This window comes from Parapedobacter lycopersici (genome assembly GCF_024643285.1).
GTDB lineage: Bacteria > Bacteroidota > Bacteroidia > Sphingobacteriales > Sphingobacteriaceae > Parapedobacter > Parapedobacter lycopersici.
In genome coordinates this window covers 185,168-202,557 of the sequence record NZ_JAMSLW010000003.1, presented here as the reverse complement: position 1 = coordinate 202,557, position 17,390 = coordinate 185,168, and the positions used below count along the sequence as shown (strand labels likewise).

Here is a 17,390-nt window from a genome sequence, read left to right as displayed (position 1 = left end):
CCACTTTTCCCCACAAAAAAGTTTTCCACACCTATTTTAATGGGATTGTACTTTTTTCTTGCCGCATCCATATCCAATTCGGGGTTTCTTCCAAAAAACAGCTATTTTAGCAACCTCAAATAATAGCATTATGCAACGAACACATACTTGTGGTGAACTGACTACGGCACAACTGGGTCAAACGGTGGTATTAAGTGGGTGGGTACATAAGTCCCGGGACCTCGGCGGAATGACATTTATCGATGTTCGCGACCGGTACGGGATTACCCAACTTGTGTTTGATGCAGATGCCGACGAGACCCTGCGCAATAATGCGCGCGACCTGGGCCGTGAGTATGTCATTAAGGTGACCGGAACGGTCATTGAACGGGAGAATAAAAACCTGAAAATACCCACCGGGGAAATTGAAATCAAGGTATCCGTACTGGAGGTACTGAATCCATCGAAGCTTCCTCCCTTTACCATTGAGGACGATACCGACGGCGGGGATGATCTCCGTATGAAATACCGTTACCTGGACCTCCGTCGCAATCCGGTACGGAACAACCTGATCCTGCGCCATCGGCTGGCCCAGGAGGTACGACGGTACCTCGACGGCGAAAGCTTCCTGGAAGTGGAAACACCGGTGCTTATTAAATCGACACCCGAAGGCGCCCGCGATTTCGTTGTGCCCAGCCGGATGAATCCAGGCGAGTTCTACGCCCTTCCCCAGTCGCCGCAGACCTTTAAGCAATTATTGATGGTGTCAGGCTTCGACCGTTATTTCCAGGTCGTAAAATGTTTCCGCGACGAGGACCTGCGGGCCGACCGCCAGCCTGAATTCACGCAGATTGACTGCGAAATGGCCTTTGTGGACCAAGAAGATATCCTCCATACTTTCGAGGGGTTGGTCACTCATCTATTTAAAACCGTCAAGGGGATCGACCTGGGCGCCATTCCCCGCATGCCTTATGCCGATGCAATGCGCCTGTATGGGTCCGACAAACCGGACATCCGCTTTGACATGCCGTTCGTTGAACTGAACAGTGTACTCCAGGGAGCAGGGTTCCCGGTATTTGACCAGGCTGAGCTGGTAGTGGGTATCCGTGCTACGGGATGTGCTTCCTACACCCGTAAACAGCTGGACGAATTGACAGACTTTGTACGGCGCCCGCAGATAGGTGCCTCCGGCTTGGTTTACCTGCGGTATAACGCTGATGGCACCCTCAAGTCCTCAGTCGACAAATTCTTCGGGCCCGAGCAGCTTCAACAGTGGGCAGCAGCCTTCGATGCTGCACCCGGAGACCTGCTGCTGGTTATGGCCGGCGCTACAGATAAGGTACGTAAACAGCTGTGCGAACTCCGGCTGGAAATCGCCAGTCAACTCGGCCTGCGCAGCAAAACTACGTTTGCCCCGCTGTGGGTTGTCGATTTCCCGCTATTGGAGTGGGATGAGGAAAGTGGGCGTTACCATGCAATGCACCATCCCTTCACCTCACCAAAGGCTACCGACATCCCGTTGTTGGAAAGTGATCCCGGCCAGGTACGGGCCAATGCCTATGACCTGGTTATTAATGGCGTAGAAGTCGGCGGGGGTTCCATTCGGATTCACCAACGTGAACTGCAGTCGCGCATGTTCGATCTGCTGGGTTTTTCACCGGCAGAGGCACAAAAACAGTTTGGGTTCCTGATGGACGCATTCACATACGGGGCGCCGCCGCACGGTGGCATTGCGTTCGGTTTCGACCGGCTGGTATCCATATTTGCCGGGCTGGACAGCATCCGGGATGTGATCGCCTTCCCGAAAAATAATGCGGGCCGGGATGTCATGATCGAATCTCCGGCCTCAATCAGTCAGGAACAACTAAATGAACTGGCCATCGCCTTAAAATAGTGAATGGATACAACAGTTGCCATATTTTCGCGTTATTAATTTAATTGTCATTTATTATGCCGGCTACCCAAGAGAAAATCTTTCTGAAGGACAGTGCAACCAAAGCATTCGAGCCCCGGCATAGGCAAATTATCAATTACAACATTGACAAATATGACGCTGCGGTCCACGTAGGCCTGTCCAGTTTCCAGCACCTGGAAAACGCCAAGCGAAAGGCACACATTACCAAATGGCGGGTAATGGAGAACCTCGACAAGCTATTACCTGAATTTGAGGCTAATTTCCAGAGGAAGGGCGGCAAAGTTATCTGGGCGAACGACGCAGCTGAAGCCCGCAACGAAATATGGAAAATCGTAGCGCAGGCCGGCGCAAAAAGTGTGATTAAGTCGAAGTCCATGACCACCGAAGAAATCGATTTAAACGAATTTCTGGAAGAAAAAGGGGTCAGGACAGTCGAGTCGGACCTTGGTGAGTACATTGTCCAGCTGCTTGGCCAAAAGCCTTATCACATTGTGACACCAGCCATGCACCTGAGCCTGCAGGATATTGCCGCGCTTTTTCACGAGCATTTCGGTACCCCGCTGGATGCCTCAGCTGAAGCGCTGACCTTAAAGGCCCGTGAACTGCTGCGGGAAAAATATACAACAGCTGATATCGGCATTACCGGTGCCAATTTCCTGATTGCCGACACGGGCAGCATTGCCGTTACGGAAAATGAAGGTAATGCAAGGTTGACCACCACATTCCCCAAAATTCATATTGCCATTGTGGGCATCGAAAAACTGATTCCCTCACTGGCCGACCTGGACCTGTTCTGGCCGTTACTGGCCACACACGGCACCGGACAGCGGCTCACGGTCTACAACAGTATATTTGGCGGTCCGCGCCAGGAAGGGGAAACGGATGGCCCGGAAGAAATGTACGTGGTACTGCTTGATAACGGACGCACCAACCTGCTGGCCCAGAAAGAACAGCGGCAGGGGTTATACTGCATACGCTGCGGCGCCTGTCTGAACGGATGCCCCATCTACCGGAATATCGGCGGCCACACTTATAACACGACCTACAGCGGGCCGATCGGCTCCATCATTACGCCGCACCTACAGGGCATGGAACAATTCAAGCACCTAAGCTATGCATCCTCACTCTGTGGCAAATGTACGGAAGTGTGTCCGGTAAAGATCGATATTCACAATATGCTGCTGCTTAACCGGCGTGATGCAGTAGCCAGCAAATTGGCACCCCAGACAGAAAAACTTGCCTGGAAAGGCTTTACATTCGCAATGACCAGGCGGAAAATTGTTGATCTGTTTAGCGGAAAGGTCAAAAATCTATTCCTGCGGCATTTCTTCAAAAAAGCCTGGGGCAAACACCGCGAATTGCCGCAGGTAGCACCAAAATCTTTCAGCGAGCAATGGAAAGCGCGCGATCCTAAATAAAACAAACCGCATATTCCCACCCTATAGTAATTCGCTATTACAGCAGACGATCTTATAGATTCATTTGATATTCAACGCGATTAAATTGCATATCAAAGCAACTTTAGCTATGTTTGCCCACCTCAATCTGGAAACAGCTGTTTTCCAGTGCTTCAATTACTTCATGTTTATCCCCGCTGTTTACACAAATTTACGCAACCCGCTTTAGGGTATTCCGGATAAACATCTCTTGACAGCAATTTATGGTTTTACCGCCGTTGCATCAAGCCATGCAATGGCCGCAATTTATTTCAATTATGATGTTATTAGCTACAGATCTTGACGGCACATTTTTAGGGGGCAAGCGGGTCGACCGGCTTAAACTCTACCGCCTGATCCGTCAGAATAAGGACATTCAGCTGGCTTTCGTTACCGGACGGGGAATCGAGACGGTGTTGCCGCTCCTGAACGACCCCATTATTCCCCGGCCGGAATACATTATATCGGATGTAGGCGCTACTGTGGTCAATGGTCATACCCTCGAACCCGTAGAGCCAATTCAGTCCCATATAGAAAACAAATGGCCGGGTATCTTCACGTTCCGGCAGGCGCTCAGCGGTGTAACCGGCCTTGAATTCCAGGAAGTGCCCCAGCAACGCCGTTGTTCATTTTACTACGATGAAACCACGGATATCGAGGCGGTGCAGCGTATTGCTGCAGCATACGATTGCCATGTACTGCTGTCGGCAGGCAAGTACCTAGACATCCTACCGGGACATACCAGCAAAGGAAATACCCTCACCCAACTGGTTGATCTTATTGGATTTCCCGAAGATCGCGTGCTGGTTGCAGGAGACACCCTGAATGACCTTTCGCTTTATGAAACCGGGTACCGGGGTGTGGTCGTCGGCCATGCGGAAGCGGCACTCAGCCAGGCCACAGCAGGGAACCCATTGGTTTACCAGGCCGACACAGCCGGTGCGGGAGGTATTATAGCGGCCATTCACCACTTTCCGGTATTCAACACCTATTATCAGGAAGCCGTGGGGAAAAAGAAGCGGGAAAAACAGTCAGGGGAACCCCAGCTATTGATGGTTTACCACCGGCTGCCATTTGACAAGGAAGTGATCGATGGCCAGTCCCGGCGCGTATCGCCAAAAAGTCCGAACGGAATTATTCCCTCCCTGCTTGGATTCTTTGCCAAAGGCCGTTCAGGTGTATGGATCGGCGAAGACGTGGTTGAAAAAAATGAGCCTCTCCCGTCACACAATGCATACATCGACGAAAAAAAGTACCCGAATCTCATTGCATCGATTATTCCGCTGTCCAAAAAAGACATCGACCTGTTTTACCGTGTGTTTTCCAAAGAGGCATTCTGGCCAACCATCTTTTCTTTCATTGATAAGGCCAAATTCAATCACGCGCACTGGGCACATTACGTAAAAATAAACCGGATATTTGCCGAACGGATAGCAGAAGAAGCGGATCATGAAGCACTGGTCTGGATTCATGAGTATAACCTTTGGATGGTCCCCGGCTTTGTCCGCCAAATGCGTCCCGATCTTAAAATAGGCTTTTTCCATCATACCGCTTTCCCCCCTGCCGATATTTTCAATATTATTCCCTGGCGGCGCGAGATTATCGGCAGCTTACTGCAATGTGATTTTATCAGCTTCCATATCCCACGGTATGTCGAAAATTTTGTCGACGTGCTGCGCAGCCATGCTCCAGTACAGGTCCTGAAACGCGTAAATGCCGCACAGCAGTTTCTAACCTACAGCTGCGCGCTGGGCATCGACCAGATGACCAAGGAAATTGAGGTCGGCGACCGCCGTATCCGATTGGGCGCACAGCCCGTGGGGGTTAATAATGAAAATATCAAACGCATATACGGACTAAAAAAAACACAGCAACGGATCACGGCATTGGAAAAGCGAAAATCAGGAAAACAGATTGTGTTGTCCGTCGAACGGCTTGATTACGTGAAGGGTCCGCTTGAAAAAATCCAGGCATTCGGTGAATTGTTAAAGGAGCACCCCGAATTACACGGAAAAGTAGAGTTGGTCAACATCTGTACGCCGCCGTCCCAGGGCATGAAAATTTACGATAAGATACGGCAGGAACTCGACCGGGCCGTGGGCGAAATCAACGGCAGGTATTCCAATCTGGAGTGGACGCCTATCCGCTACTTTTTCCGTTCCCTCCCGTTCGAAGAAATCGTTACCTACTACGCGATAGCGGACGTCGCCTGGATCACCCCCCTGCGTGATGGATTGAACCTGGTAGCCAAGGAATACGTCGCGGTCCAGGGATTGAAAGCCAATCCGGACGGCGTGCTGGTATTGTCTGAATTTGCCGGCGCTTCAGTGGAATTACCCTACGCTGTACTGACCAACCCGTACGATTCACAAAACCTGAAAGAAAGCCTGCTCCAGGCAATAGAAATGCCGGAAGCCGACCGGGTATTACGGATGAAACGGCTGCATGAAATCGTCAACCTTTACGATATTGACCGATGGGGAAACGAGTTCATCGAAGAATTGACGCAGGCTACAGCGATGGAAAAAGTAAACTGAAGGTTACACACTCCAGCGGGCCAGTGGGGCAACATCCTGCCCGGCAAACTCACCCGCCAGGTATTTATAGTGACCGGCAATGGCAATCATTGCGGCATTGTCCGTACAATATTCAAAGCGGGGTATAGAAACGCGCCACCCTTCTTTTTCGCCCAACTGCAGCAACGCATTGCGGAGACCCGAATTAGCCGATACACCGCCTGCAATGGCTACGTCATGGACGCCTGTTTCCCGGGCCGCCTGGGTGAGCTTGTCTAACAGGATCGACACGATCCGGGATTGCACCGATGCGCAGATATCATCGCGGTGTTTCAGCAGAAACTGCGGATCGGCCCGTTCCCGTTGCTGTACAAAATAAAGGATGGAGGTTTTCAGTCCGCTAAAGCTGAAGTTCAGGCCCGGAATCTGCGGCTTCGGGAATTCAAAAGCCGTAGCATTTCCTTCTTTTGCATAACGATCAATCAGTGGCCCGCCCGGATAGGGCAGCCCGAGTATCTTTGCTGTTTTGTCAAATGCCTCACCCGCTGCATCGTCAAGTGTCTGACCGAGCAGCTCCATATTAAAATAATCCCGCACCAGTACCAGCTGTGTATGTCCGCCGGACACCGTCAGGCAAAGGAAAGGGAAACGGGGTACCGGCTCCTCAATAAAATGCGCCAGGATGTGTGCCTGCATGTGGTTCACCTCAATTAATGGAATGTCCTGTGCAAGTGCAAATGCTTTCGCAAATGAGGCACCTACCAATAACGCCCCCAAAAGTCCGGGGCCGCGGGTAAAAGCCACGGCATCTATCTCATTTTTGTGTATTTTTGCCTCCCCGATTGCCTGTTGTACCGCGGGGATGATATTTTGCTGGTGTGCCCTTGAAGCCAATTCAGGCACTACACCACCAAATTTTTCATGAATGGTCTGGTTGGCAATAATATTTGAACGGATTTTTCCGTCTATACAAATGGCAGCGGATGTTTCGTCGCAGGAAGATTCAATGCCGAGTATAATGGACATGGGTGGATAATTAAACCGCTTTATTATTCTTTATTAGCGTACAAAAATATCAAAAAAATACTTAAAATAACGCTGTGGACGTTGGCCGGATTCCTATTACTGGCAACCGGACTAATTTATTCGCTGCGGTACCCCACGGTCCAAACGTATTTTGCAAAGCAAGCAGCTGCATACCTCTCCGATGAACTCCATACCACCGTATCCCTGCAGGGGATTTATTTCAAGCCTTTCTCTTCACTGGTCCTCCGCGGGCTGTATATTGAAGACCTGGAGGGCGATACGCTGTTGTATAGCCGTCAGCTGTCGGCAAACCTCAATTTACGGGAGCTCGCCAATGCAGCGGTCGCAATCCGCCGGATCCGTCTTTCCGACAGCCAATTTTCGCTGAAGCGTGACAGTGGCGGGACGAACTTATCGTTTATTCTTAACTATTTCCAGGGCGGGGAAAGCGGCGGGCAACCTGCCGGCCGAAAAATCACCTGGAACATCAACAACCTGGAACTGGATAATGTATCATTACGCTATCATTACACCGGCGTTCCACCCAAGGCCGGGACTGTCAATTTCCGTGACATTGAGCTTACCGGAATCAGCGGCAATGTTTCGGCAATCGATTTCAGTGAGCACCTATTGAAAGCGGAAATCCATGAACTGCAACTTCAGGAGAAAAGCGGGTTTAAAATCCGGAAGCTGAACACCCTGGCGGTGGTAGATAGCAACCGATTGGAACTCCATGCACTCGACCTGGAAACCAATCGCAGTCATATCCGGGATTACCTGCTGCTCGAATATGCAGACTTCGGAGCATTCGACGACTTTGTGCGACAGGTAGACATCACACTGGACCTGAAGCGGTCCCGGATCAATTCGAAAGACATCGCCTTCTTCGCACCAAACGTTAACGTCACCAATTTCGACATCCTGCTCTCCGGAAATTTCTCCGGCCATATCCCGGAGCTGTCGGCCCGCAATATGGTGTTGCAAACCGGCCAGCACACCCGCTTAGCCGGTGATGCCACCGTTGAGGGCCTGCCCGACATCAACCGTGCCCTATTTGACCTGCGGCTGGACGAGCTCCAGACGAATAGCCGGGAAATCGAATCACTTGTCCCACAGTTAGGAAATACCCCGCTGCTGGACCTTCCCGAAATTTTTGACCGGATGGGTGACATCCGCTACCAGGGTTCCTTAACCGGCCACTACCTGGATTTCGTTGCGTACGGGATGCTGGAAACGGATCTTGGCACCATCAATACCGATATCCACCTCGACATTACCGATCAACAACGTTATTCCGGCAAGCTTTCTGCCGACACTTTTGATGTAGGGACATTGCTGAACTACGAAAAGATGGGGCGCGGAAGTTTCGACATGATGGTAGATGGGCAGGGATTTGCCGCACACGACGTAAGCAGTGAGATTTCAGGACATGTGGGCTATCTTGAGTTCAGTGGATACCAGTATCGCGACATTGACATACAGGGACGGTTCGACAACCTGTTATTTGCCGGTGCGCTCACGGTAGCCGATCCCAACCTGCAATTAACCTTTGATGGGGAAGCGAATTTCAATCCGCGCCAGCCCGCTTATCACTTTTATGCCTCCGTAGCACATGCCGACCTGTCCCGGCTTCGCCTATACGATAAAAAACCAGTGGTCCTTCACGGCGGAACGATTACCAGTAATTTCACCGGAAACACCCTCAATAACATCCAGGGAAGCATCGCAGCAAACGACATACAGTTCCAGGTCGACACCGGCAGCTACACCATTGATTCCGTGGCATTGCTGGCCAAAGGCGATGAGGAACACCGGGTATTGTGGTTAACATCCGATGTCATGGAAGCGACATTAAGCGGCGAGACGGATTTACCCACGTTATCCGCATACTTTCAGTCGGTCGCGATGCGCTACGCGCCCGCCATGGGCCTCGCTTTAAAACCATCGGGAAAGCAGGATTTCCATGTCGACCTGACGTTGAAGGACTTTACCCCTATTGCCCCATTTGTCGAACCAGCGCTGGCTATTGGTAAAGGTGCCTCCTTAACCGGGTATTTTTCTTCGGCCGCCGGCGCGGCCAACTTCAATTTGCTCGTGCCTACCCTGCATTACGGAAATCTCCGGATCGAGCAGCTGATTGCCGACGAGACCACCAATAACGAGGCCCTCCGCCTATTGGTTACCGCCGATCGGGTTAGCCTGACCGACAGCCTGTATATCGACAACGTAAACATGACCAACACGCTCACCAACGATAGCCTGTACTTTAACCTCAAACTGGCACATACCACGGCGAGCAACCGGATCGACCTGAATGGCCTGATGCATTTCAGGGAAGAACAGCCGGCCGAACTCCGCTTTCTCCCTTCGGCCGTTATTCTCAATCAGGAACCCTGGCAACTGGGGAACCAGGCGCTTATCCACCTCGATAGGGACCGATTGCGCATAAGCGACATGGAGCTTACAAATGGCAATCAGACCGTCCGTTTGGATGGCGTCATATCCCCGCAGACAGGCGATGAGGCTGTGCTTACATTCAGCCAGTTCGACCTCAGTACATTCAACGCGGCAATGCGGCCTTCGGGTATCAGACTCGACGGGATCGTGAACGGGCAGATGAACATTTCGTCCTTATTGAAACAACCTTATTTCATTGCCGATATCGAAGCCAGCGGCATCCACTATAACGACACGGAGGTGGGTGACCTGCTGCTGCAGGCCGACTTTGACCAGCATACTAAACTGGTGAATGTTAATATGGAAGTGGTCAACCACGGCATCAGAACCATCCTGGCGACCGGCACCTATAATGCCGCTGCAGTGAATAAGCTGGATATGCGTGTTGCGCTGAATAAAAGTGAGCTGATCATTTTCCAGCCCCTGCTTAAGAACCTGGTATCAAACATTACCGGCACCGTTTCCGCCGACCTCCGCATCACGGGCACCGCATTGAACCCGCAGGTGGATGGCCGCTTCAGTCTACACGACGCAGGATTCACCGTAAATTACCTCAAAACCCCCTATCGCATAGATGACGAAGTATACCTATCGAACAGTACGCTGCTGCTCACCAACCTGACGGTAACAGACCCCCTGGGGAATCAGGCCCTTGCCAATGGGAAGGTAGACCTGAGCAATATCCGCGTTCCCGATATCGACCTTACAATTGACGCAACCAATTTCCTGGTGCTTCACACTACCCTTCGGGATAATCCGCTGTATTATGGAACTGCTTACGGCACAGGTAGGTTTGCGTTTCATGGCCTCACGAATGCCATCAACATTACGGTCAAAGCACGGACCAATGAAAATACCCGGCTGGCTATACCGCTCAATGCGGTAGGCACCGTGAGCGACAACGATTTTATCCGCTTTGTCAGTCAGGACACCGTCAACACACGGACCCCAACCTCCCAGTTATTGAAGGGGCTGAGTCTGAACATGGATTTTCAGGTAACACCTGACGCAGAAATCAGCCTGTATACCGATCTGGGAGAATTATCCGGACGGGGAACCGGTGCTTTATCGCTTCGCATATCCAGTCTGGGCGATTTTGAGATGTTTGGCGATTACGCCATCAATTCAGGGAAATTTACCCTGACCGCCCAGGATTTTATCAACAAGATCTTCGATATTAATCAGGGCGGCACCATCCGCTGGACAGGGCAACCGACGGAAGCAACAATTGCGCTCACCGCGGTTTATGAGCAACGCACAAGCCTTTCCCCGCTTTACAATGCCGCGGGGCGTGAGACCAACGAACAACGCGCACTTGCGCAGGCTCAGATGAACCTTAGCGGCAATCTTATGCGGCCGGATATTACGTTCGGCCTGAATTTCCCGAATGATCCTTATGTAAAAGACGAACTGCAGGGCTACCTCAGTGACGCCAACAACGTAAACCAACAGACATTGAGCCTGATCGTACGCCGTAGCTTTACGCCCGGATCAGCAACGGATTTCAGCCGCGAGCTCAACAACACGTTACTGAGTGCCGGTACCGAGCTTGCTTTCAACCAGCTCAACAATATCATCGCACAATCCCTTAATCTCAATTTCGTGGATCTCAACATCCGTTCGCTCAACGATGCAAGCGCTTCGGTGCATCTTTTCAACGACCGGCTGATCCTGACCGGTGGTGTAACCGACAGACGAAACGTGACCGATCTGAATGTATTCAGCGATCGCGTTGCCACCGATGCCGAAGTACAATACCTGATCCGGAAAGACGGCCGCCTGGTACTCCGGGCCTCCAACCGGCTGAACAGCCGCAATTTCCTGCTCAATCTCAACGACAACAACTATGTAAGTGCCGTCGGGCTGGTTTACCGCCAGGAATTCTATACATTCGGCGAATTTTTACGACGGCTGCTCACCCTCCGGAGCCGGGAAGAAGAGGAAAACGAAGAGGTATTCTAGCGAACCGGTATGTTCCGGAACCTCAACGAGCCATTGTAAAGGATTCTGTATCAATTACAATTTTGATTTCGACCCAAAAACCGTACCTTAGACAAGCCAGTTTACATAAACCAAATTTAAGCCATGAAAACGTCTTGTTTTATTTTGCTGATGGTGGTGCTGCTGGGCCGGATGGGGTATGCACAGCAGACAGCAGACAGCCTGTCGATCATCAAAGGTTTCAGCATCGCAGCACCGAAACCGGACGGCCTGTCCGATTTTATTAAGTTCATTCATGAGGAACTTGCTCCACGGGGGGTCAATACCCTGATCCTTCGGGTAGATTTCAACTATGCTTTCAAAAGTCATCCGGAATTGCGGGACTCGGTTACATTATCGAAAAACGATGTAAAAAAGCTCGTAAAGGCCTGCCGGGAACATGGAATACAGATCGTTCCGCAGGTTAACCTGCTGGGCCATCAATCGTGGGCCGGTGACATCGGCAACCTGTTGCGCGTGTATCCGGAGTTTGATGAAACCCCTTGGATAAAGATGCCGCCCGAAGGAACATACAAATGGCCAAACGAGGACGGCCTATATTGCAAAAGTTACTGCCCGCTACATCCGGGCGTACACCGGGTCGTATTTGCACTGGTCGACGAAATCATGGATGTATTCGAAGCGAAGGCATTCCACGCCGGAATGGACGAAGTATTTTACCTGGGTGAAGACAAATGCCCGCGCTGTTCCGGGCGGGATAAATCAATCCTGTTTGCCAATGAGGTGCAGACTATCCGCGATCACCTGGCGGAACGCGGACAGGAGCTGTGGATCTGGGGCGACCGGCTGATCGACGGCAGGGCAACAGGTATCGGCATGTGGGCAGCCAGCTATAACGACACTTACCGCGCAATTGATATGATTCCAAGAGACGTCGTTATCTGCGACTGGCAATACACGCAGGATAACCAAACGGCGGTCTATTTTGCGTTAAAAGGGTTGCGGGTAGTCACCTGCGCGTGGGACCACCCGGAAGTTGCCGTCAGCCAGGTGGAAAACCTCTATAAATCAAGGGCGATCTCAGGTGAACAGCTACAGGGCCGTTATTATGGAATTGCGCATACCGTATGGTCCGGCCCCACGCCTTTCTTCAAGGGTTTTTATGAAAACACACCGGATGAAGATGGTGGGAAGAATACACCATGGAATACCTTTAATGTGATGTATGAGAAAATTGCCGAAGTGGAACAGTAGAAAATGAAGGTATCCTGACAGCAACACCCCGATTCATATTGATGAACACCTTGAAACGCTTTTGTTATAGTTGTTTAGTTGCCGTGGGAGCATTTTTGCCCACGTTGCTATTGGCTCAGCAAGAGCTGAAAAGGTACGACCGCGCGAAGTATGCGGATGTCGTTTATACAAAGCTGGGCTTCGGTGAAGTAAACCAACAGCTACTCACCTCGAAGCAAGCCGAAAAGCTTGGTCGCCGTATCAGGCAGATCCAAAAAGATTACGGTACCGTCATTGTGTTCGCTTCGCTCGTACCCAAAGAAGCAAACGATTGGAAAAACGGGAACCTGGGTGGATTACCTGCCTATTATCTGGGAGAAGATCCCCGTGCGGCAAGAAACCACGTCATGATATTATTCAGCGAAGAAGATGGCAGAAACTGGATCCGATATGGCCGTGATAACGAAGCCGATTTTACGCCCTATACCGGGGAGCTGAATCAACTATTTACATCAAAATACCGGAAACCGAATGCCTACCGCCCCATACACCGCCTGTTGAAGTACATCGCCCTTATTTTTGACCGGTTGGATAACGAACGGAAAAACAACCTGCTTCACCCCCAGCTGACCGTGAAGGAATGGATTGGATTGGCCCGGGCAGAAATGGACATTACAGGCGACTATGCTACGGCGACAACGCACCTGCAACGTGCAGTGGCGCTGGATTCTGCAAATGCGGAAACCCTTATGCTCCTTGGCTATGCATACCTGGAGCAGCAAGACTGGGAAGCGGCAGCCACAGCCTTTCGTACCGCTTGGTCGCTTGACGCGAATTTTGAAACTGCAGTTGGGTATTTAACACTCCACTACCTTCGCCACGATAACGAAACGGTAAAAAAATGGGAAGCGCGGGTTCAACAGTTTACGGCGGACTTTAGTGAAAAGATCCATAACGTAGCCCATTACCCAAGTCCTGTTCATTTCATTGGTAACGCTACCGACAGGGCTTTTCAGGAGCTATTTCAGCAGGAGATACGACAAAGCAAATCGGAGGGAATACCTGAAGCGGATGTTCACCCCTGACAAAATGCCCGCTACCGGTAATAGGTAAATTCCCTGTCCCTGATTGTGGACCGGCCATTTGGTTCCATGATTAGCCTTTTGGTACAATTCCCATAGGCGTCGTACTGGGCATAAACCTTCACCCGTTGGTCGGTATCCGGCATTTTGGATTCGTGCGATTCGTCGTTGGGATAATGCTGGATCTCCTTTTTAACATATCCGAAGCCATCGTATACACGCTCCCAGCGCACTTCCAGACTGCCGTCTTCCTTGTAATTGTGTGTTTCTATATTCAGTCCGAACGGGTCATAGGTATAAACATGATCGTACGCGAAGCTGCCATCATCGTAACGTACGACCTTAACCTGGTTACTGGCCTCGTCGTAGGTATACTCAAATACCGATTGGTCATTGCTCGACTGCCGGACAAGGTGTCCATCACCATTATATTCAAAAACAGTATGTGTATAAAAGGAGAAGTCATCACCCACTAACTCATTTTCTATCCCGGTAAGAAAACCGGCTGTGTCGTAATGGAGCGTATCCGTTTCGACCACTTTACTTGAAAACCGTCTTCCATGTGCCCTGCGATACAACAACCTCCCTGTTTCATCAAACGTAAGCATACATTTGTTATTCATTCCAGCGCCCGCGAACAGGGCATGGTGTGCATCATTCCTTAAATCGGCAGCTTCGTATTCGTTCAGATCAATGACCGAATCTCGGGGAACTGCATGTTGCCTTTGGCGCACCGTTTTTACAGGCCCTTTTAAACCATAGGTATCCAACCCCTGCTGAATATCCGCTATGGTCACCTCATATATGCTCTTCAAAGGAAGATTATCCTGCTTTCCACCCTCTTGGGCACAACTTTGCATTATAGACAACACAAGTAAACAGAAAACGGCTGTTATTTGATGCATTTTAGGATTCTTATCGCTTGGTTACGCGCAACATGGCAAATATAATGTACCACATCCGGAATTTCAAACAAGCGCTATGGCGTGGCTCCCTTAACCAGGTTATTATGCCATATGACTTCCAGCGTATCGTCGTCTGACGACGATGGTGGAGCATACAAGAGTACATCGTAAACATGTCCATTTCTTTCGGACGGAACAATGTTTACTTCCCGATACAAAACTTACTGAAAATATTCTCCAATAAATCATCCGTGGAAACACTGCCCGTAATCTCACCCAGGTGATGCAGCGCCTGCCGGATATCCATGGCCAGAAAATCCGATGTAATGGGATGATCTATACCGTCGATTACTTTTTCCAATGACTCCAGGGTCTTTTGCAATGCCTCTACGTGCCGGATATTGGTGACCAGCACATCGTCGGTATTGAGTTGATGCAGGTTCACCTTGCGCAGGAGTTCCTCCTTTAACTCCTCCACTCCGGTTTTATGCTTAGCAGAAATAAAGACAGCGCCGAGTGCCTGCAGTTCCGAAACATGCGCCGGACGCAACAGGTCAGTTTTATTAACCACCGTTACAAAAGGTACATCCAGCTGTGCTACCTCCTGTTGCTGGCTTCGGATCTCATCAATATCGTCCTGTTGCGGATCTGCCATATACACAATGAGCCGTGCCTGCCGCATCTTTTCGCGGGTGCGCTCCACGCCCTGTGCTTCAATGGCGTCCTTGGTATCCCGGATTCCCGCCGTGTCAATAAACCGGAATCGGATGCCTTCGATGTTAATTTCATCCTCAATGGTATCCCGGGTAGTCCCCGCGATATCCGAAACGATCGCCCGCTCTTCGTTAAGCAGTGCATTGAGTAGCGTAGATTTGCCTACATTGGGTTTGCCGGCAATAACCACGGGAACGCCATTTTTCAGCACGTTACCCTGTGCAAAAGATGCAATCAGCCGACGGATTACTGCACTAATGTCCAGCAGCAGCGTCCGAAGTTGTTCGCGGTTGGCAAACTCCACGTCTTCTTCCGAGAAATCTAGTTCAAGTTCGATCAGCGACGCGAAATGGATGAGCTGCTCCCGCAGTTGCTTCAGTTGGTTGGAAAACCCGCCACGCATCTGCTGCATAGCGATCTGATGGGAGGCTGCCGAATTTGAGGCAATCAGGTCGGCTACCGCCTCCGCCTGCGAAAGGTCCATTCCTCCGTTGAGAAAAGCGCGTAGTGTAAATTCCCCGGGCTTGGCCGCACGGGCCCCTTTGCGGGTCAGCAGCTGGATAATCCGGCCGATAATGTATGCAGAATTGTGGACCGAGATTTCGACCACATGTTCTTTCGTATAGGAATGCGGCGCCACGAACAGCGATACCAGCACCTCATCCAGCACTTCATCTCCCTCCCGGATGGTACCGAAGTGAATCGTATGCGAGGCTTGTTTCGTTAAGTCTTTACCCTTGAATACGCTCCCTGCAATGGCTATTGCAGCGGGTCCCGAAAGGCGGATTACACCAATGGCGCCGCTACCTAAAGCGGTTGCCAATGCCACAATGGTATCTTCCTGAGCGGTGCTGGCTGTTACTGACATGGCACAAAGATACAAGTCTGTGCGCGGGATACGAAACGCCCTTCGGCCTACCCGATTACCGTGCCTGTTGGCAATACCGCGCGTTTTTTTACGATCACCACGCCATCATACACCGCATAGGTATCGAAGTCGCCGTCTTCCAGGTGATTTCCACCGTTGATCCGTACGTTGTCGCCGATCGCGCAGTTCTTATCCAATATCGCATTTTCGATATAGCAGTTTTCGCCTACCCCCGCCAGGGGAATCCCCCGTTCCTGATCATGCGCAATTTCTTCCAGTGTCTGGTAAAAATCGCACCCCATCATGTAGGCGGTTTTGATTACCGTGCCTTTGCCGATCCGCGACCGGATGCCGATAACCGACCGCTCAATCCGTTCGGCCGCTACGATACAGCCATCCGCAATCAGGACACGGTCCAGCAGTGTGCCCGAAACTTTCGACGGGGGCAGCATACGACCGCGCGTGAAAATGGTATGCTTATCAAAAAGGTTGAATTTCGGAATATCATCCGTGAGGCCGATGTTGGCTTCAAAAAATGACTCGATCGTCCCGATATCGGTCCAGTAACCCCTGTATTCATAACTATGAACTTTATACCTGCCGATCGAATCCGGGATCAATTCCTTGCCAAAATCCATTCCCTGATGTTCGGCGAGCATCTCCGACAACACCCCCTTGTTAAACACGTAAATCCCCATGGATGCGAGGTATACCCGGTCGATGTCCTTCATGTCATCACTCACTTCAGACTCCCATCCGGGCAGTCGGTCCGCCGTTGGCTTTTCCGTGAAGGCCGTGATGTTTCCCTCGTCATCGGACTTGAGGATACCGAAGGAAGTCGCATCCTTTGCATTTACCGGAATCGTGGCAATAGAGATCTCCGCACCGGCTTCAATATGCTGATTGATCATCGCCTGAAAATCGATCTGGTACAGCTGGTCACCCGAGAGGATAAGCAGGTGTTCATAATCGTGGTGCGCGAGGTATCGCTGCATATGGCGCACTGCGTCCGCCGTTCCCTGATACCATTTTTCACCTTCATGTGTCTGTTCTGCAGCAAGGATATCCACAAATCCTTTGCTGAATACACTGAAATTATACGTGTTTTTAATATGGGCATTCAACGACGCCGAATTGTACTGCGTGAGCACAAAGATCCGGTTGTAGCCTGAATTCAGGCAGTTGGAAATCGGGATATCCACCAAACGGTATTTACCTGCAATAGGAACAGCCGGTTTGGAACGTTGGTGGGTAAGCGGGTACAGCCGTGTACCTTTGCCCCCCCCTAATACTACGGAGATTACGCTGTGTGTCATCG

The 17,390-nt window shown here is 50.9% G+C and carries 10 protein-coding genes; 6 read left to right on the top strand and 4 right to left on the bottom strand.

The features are described 5' to 3' along the window. Window positions 1-130 precede the first annotated feature (130 nt). From aspS to ggpS, 3 genes are all read left to right on the top strand, one after another. Window positions 131-1,873, top strand: a complete 1,743-nt coding sequence (gene aspS / locus NEV57_RS07695; RefSeq protein WP_257657730.1) for an aspartate--tRNA ligase — start codon at window positions 131-133, stop codon at window positions 1,871-1,873. A gap of 56 nt (window positions 1,874-1,929) precedes the next feature. Then, complete coding sequence (locus NEV57_RS07690) at window positions 1,930-3,312, top strand: LutB/LldF family L-lactate oxidation iron-sulfur protein (RefSeq protein WP_257657729.1); 1,383 nt, start codon at window positions 1,930-1,932, stop codon at window positions 3,310-3,312. A gap of 296 nt (window positions 3,313-3,608) precedes the next feature. Then, window positions 3,609-5,867, top strand: coding sequence for a glucosylglycerol-phosphate synthase (gene ggpS, locus NEV57_RS07685; RefSeq protein ID WP_257657728.1), 2,259 nt, complete (start codon window positions 3,609-3,611; stop codon window positions 5,865-5,867). 3 nt (window positions 5,868-5,870) lie between these two features. Here ggpS and tsaD read toward each other — a convergent pair whose 3' ends face one another. Beyond that, window positions 5,871-6,872: a tRNA (adenosine(37)-N6)-threonylcarbamoyltransferase complex transferase subunit TsaD gene (tsaD, locus tag NEV57_RS07680; protein ID WP_257657727.1), complete on the bottom strand. Its 1,002-nt coding sequence runs from the start codon at window positions 6,870-6,872 to the stop codon at window positions 5,871-5,873. An 81-nt stretch (window positions 6,873-6,953) separates the two neighbouring features. On the opposite strand from tsaD, the gene NEV57_RS07675 reads away from it, so the two are divergent. The 3 genes from NEV57_RS07675 to NEV57_RS07665 all read left to right on the top strand — a co-directional run bounded on the left by NEV57_RS07675 (window position 6,954) and on the right by NEV57_RS07665 (window position 13,588). After that, the gene (locus NEV57_RS07675; RefSeq protein WP_257657726.1) at window positions 6,954-11,291 is read left to right on the top strand and encodes a translocation/assembly module TamB domain-containing protein; all 4,338 of its coding nucleotides are present in this window, start codon (window positions 6,954-6,956) and stop codon (window positions 11,289-11,291) included. Between the two features lie 123 nt (window positions 11,292-11,414). Next, the gene (locus tag NEV57_RS07670) at window positions 11,415-12,524 is read left to right on the top strand and encodes a family 20 glycosylhydrolase (protein ID WP_257657725.1); all 1,110 of its coding nucleotides are present in this window, start codon (window positions 11,415-11,417) and stop codon (window positions 12,522-12,524) included. 83 nt (window positions 12,525-12,607) lie between these two features. Then, window positions 12,608-13,588: a tetratricopeptide repeat protein gene (locus NEV57_RS07665; protein WP_257657724.1), complete on the top strand. Its 981-nt coding sequence runs from the start codon at window positions 12,608-12,610 to the stop codon at window positions 13,586-13,588. 11 nt (window positions 13,589-13,599) lie between these two features. On the opposite strand, the gene NEV57_RS07660 is transcribed toward NEV57_RS07665, so the two are convergent. The 3 genes from NEV57_RS07660 to NEV57_RS07650 form a co-directional block, all read right to left on the bottom strand. Next, entirely contained in the window at window positions 13,600-14,400 is an 801-nt protein-coding gene (locus NEV57_RS07660; RefSeq protein WP_257657723.1) for a hypothetical protein, read from the bottom strand. A 292-nt stretch (window positions 14,401-14,692) separates the two neighbouring features. Continuing rightward, entirely contained in the window at window positions 14,693-16,072 is a 1,380-nt protein-coding gene (gene mnmE / locus NEV57_RS07655; protein WP_257657722.1) for a tRNA uridine-5-carboxymethylaminomethyl(34) synthesis GTPase MnmE, read from the bottom strand. 47 nt (window positions 16,073-16,119) lie between these two features. Then, on the bottom strand, window positions 16,120-17,388 hold the full coding sequence (locus NEV57_RS07650; protein WP_257657721.1) for a glucose-1-phosphate adenylyltransferase: 1,269 nt from the start codon (window positions 17,386-17,388) through the stop codon (window positions 16,120-16,122). Window positions 17,389-17,390 lie beyond the last annotated feature (2 nt).

What these genes read in the sequence shown, in the direction of transcription:
- aspS (WP_257657730.1), top strand. Translation starts at nt 131, where the DNA reads ATGCAACGAACACATACTTGTGGTGAACTGACTACGGCACAACTGGGT.
- NEV57_RS07690 (WP_257657729.1), top strand. Translation starts at nt 1,930, where the DNA reads ATGCCGGCTACCCAAGAGAAAATCTTTCTGAAGGACAGTGCAACCAAA.
- ggpS (WP_257657728.1), top strand. Translation starts at nt 3,609, where the DNA reads ATGATGTTATTAGCTACAGATCTTGACGGCACATTTTTAGGGGGCAAG.
- tsaD (WP_257657727.1), bottom strand. Translation starts at nt 6,872, where the DNA reads ATGTCCATTATACTCGGCATTGAATCTTCCTGCGACGAAACATCCGCT.
- NEV57_RS07670 (WP_257657725.1), top strand. Translation starts at nt 11,415, where the DNA reads ATGAAAACGTCTTGTTTTATTTTGCTGATGGTGGTGCTGCTGGGCCGG.
- mnmE (WP_257657722.1), bottom strand. Translation starts at nt 16,072, where the DNA reads ATGTCAGTAACAGCCAGCACCGCTCAGGAAGATACCATTGTGGCATTG.
- NEV57_RS07650 (WP_257657721.1), bottom strand. Translation starts at nt 17,388, where the DNA reads ATGACACACAGCGTAATCTCCGTAGTATTAGGGGGGGGCAAAGGTACA.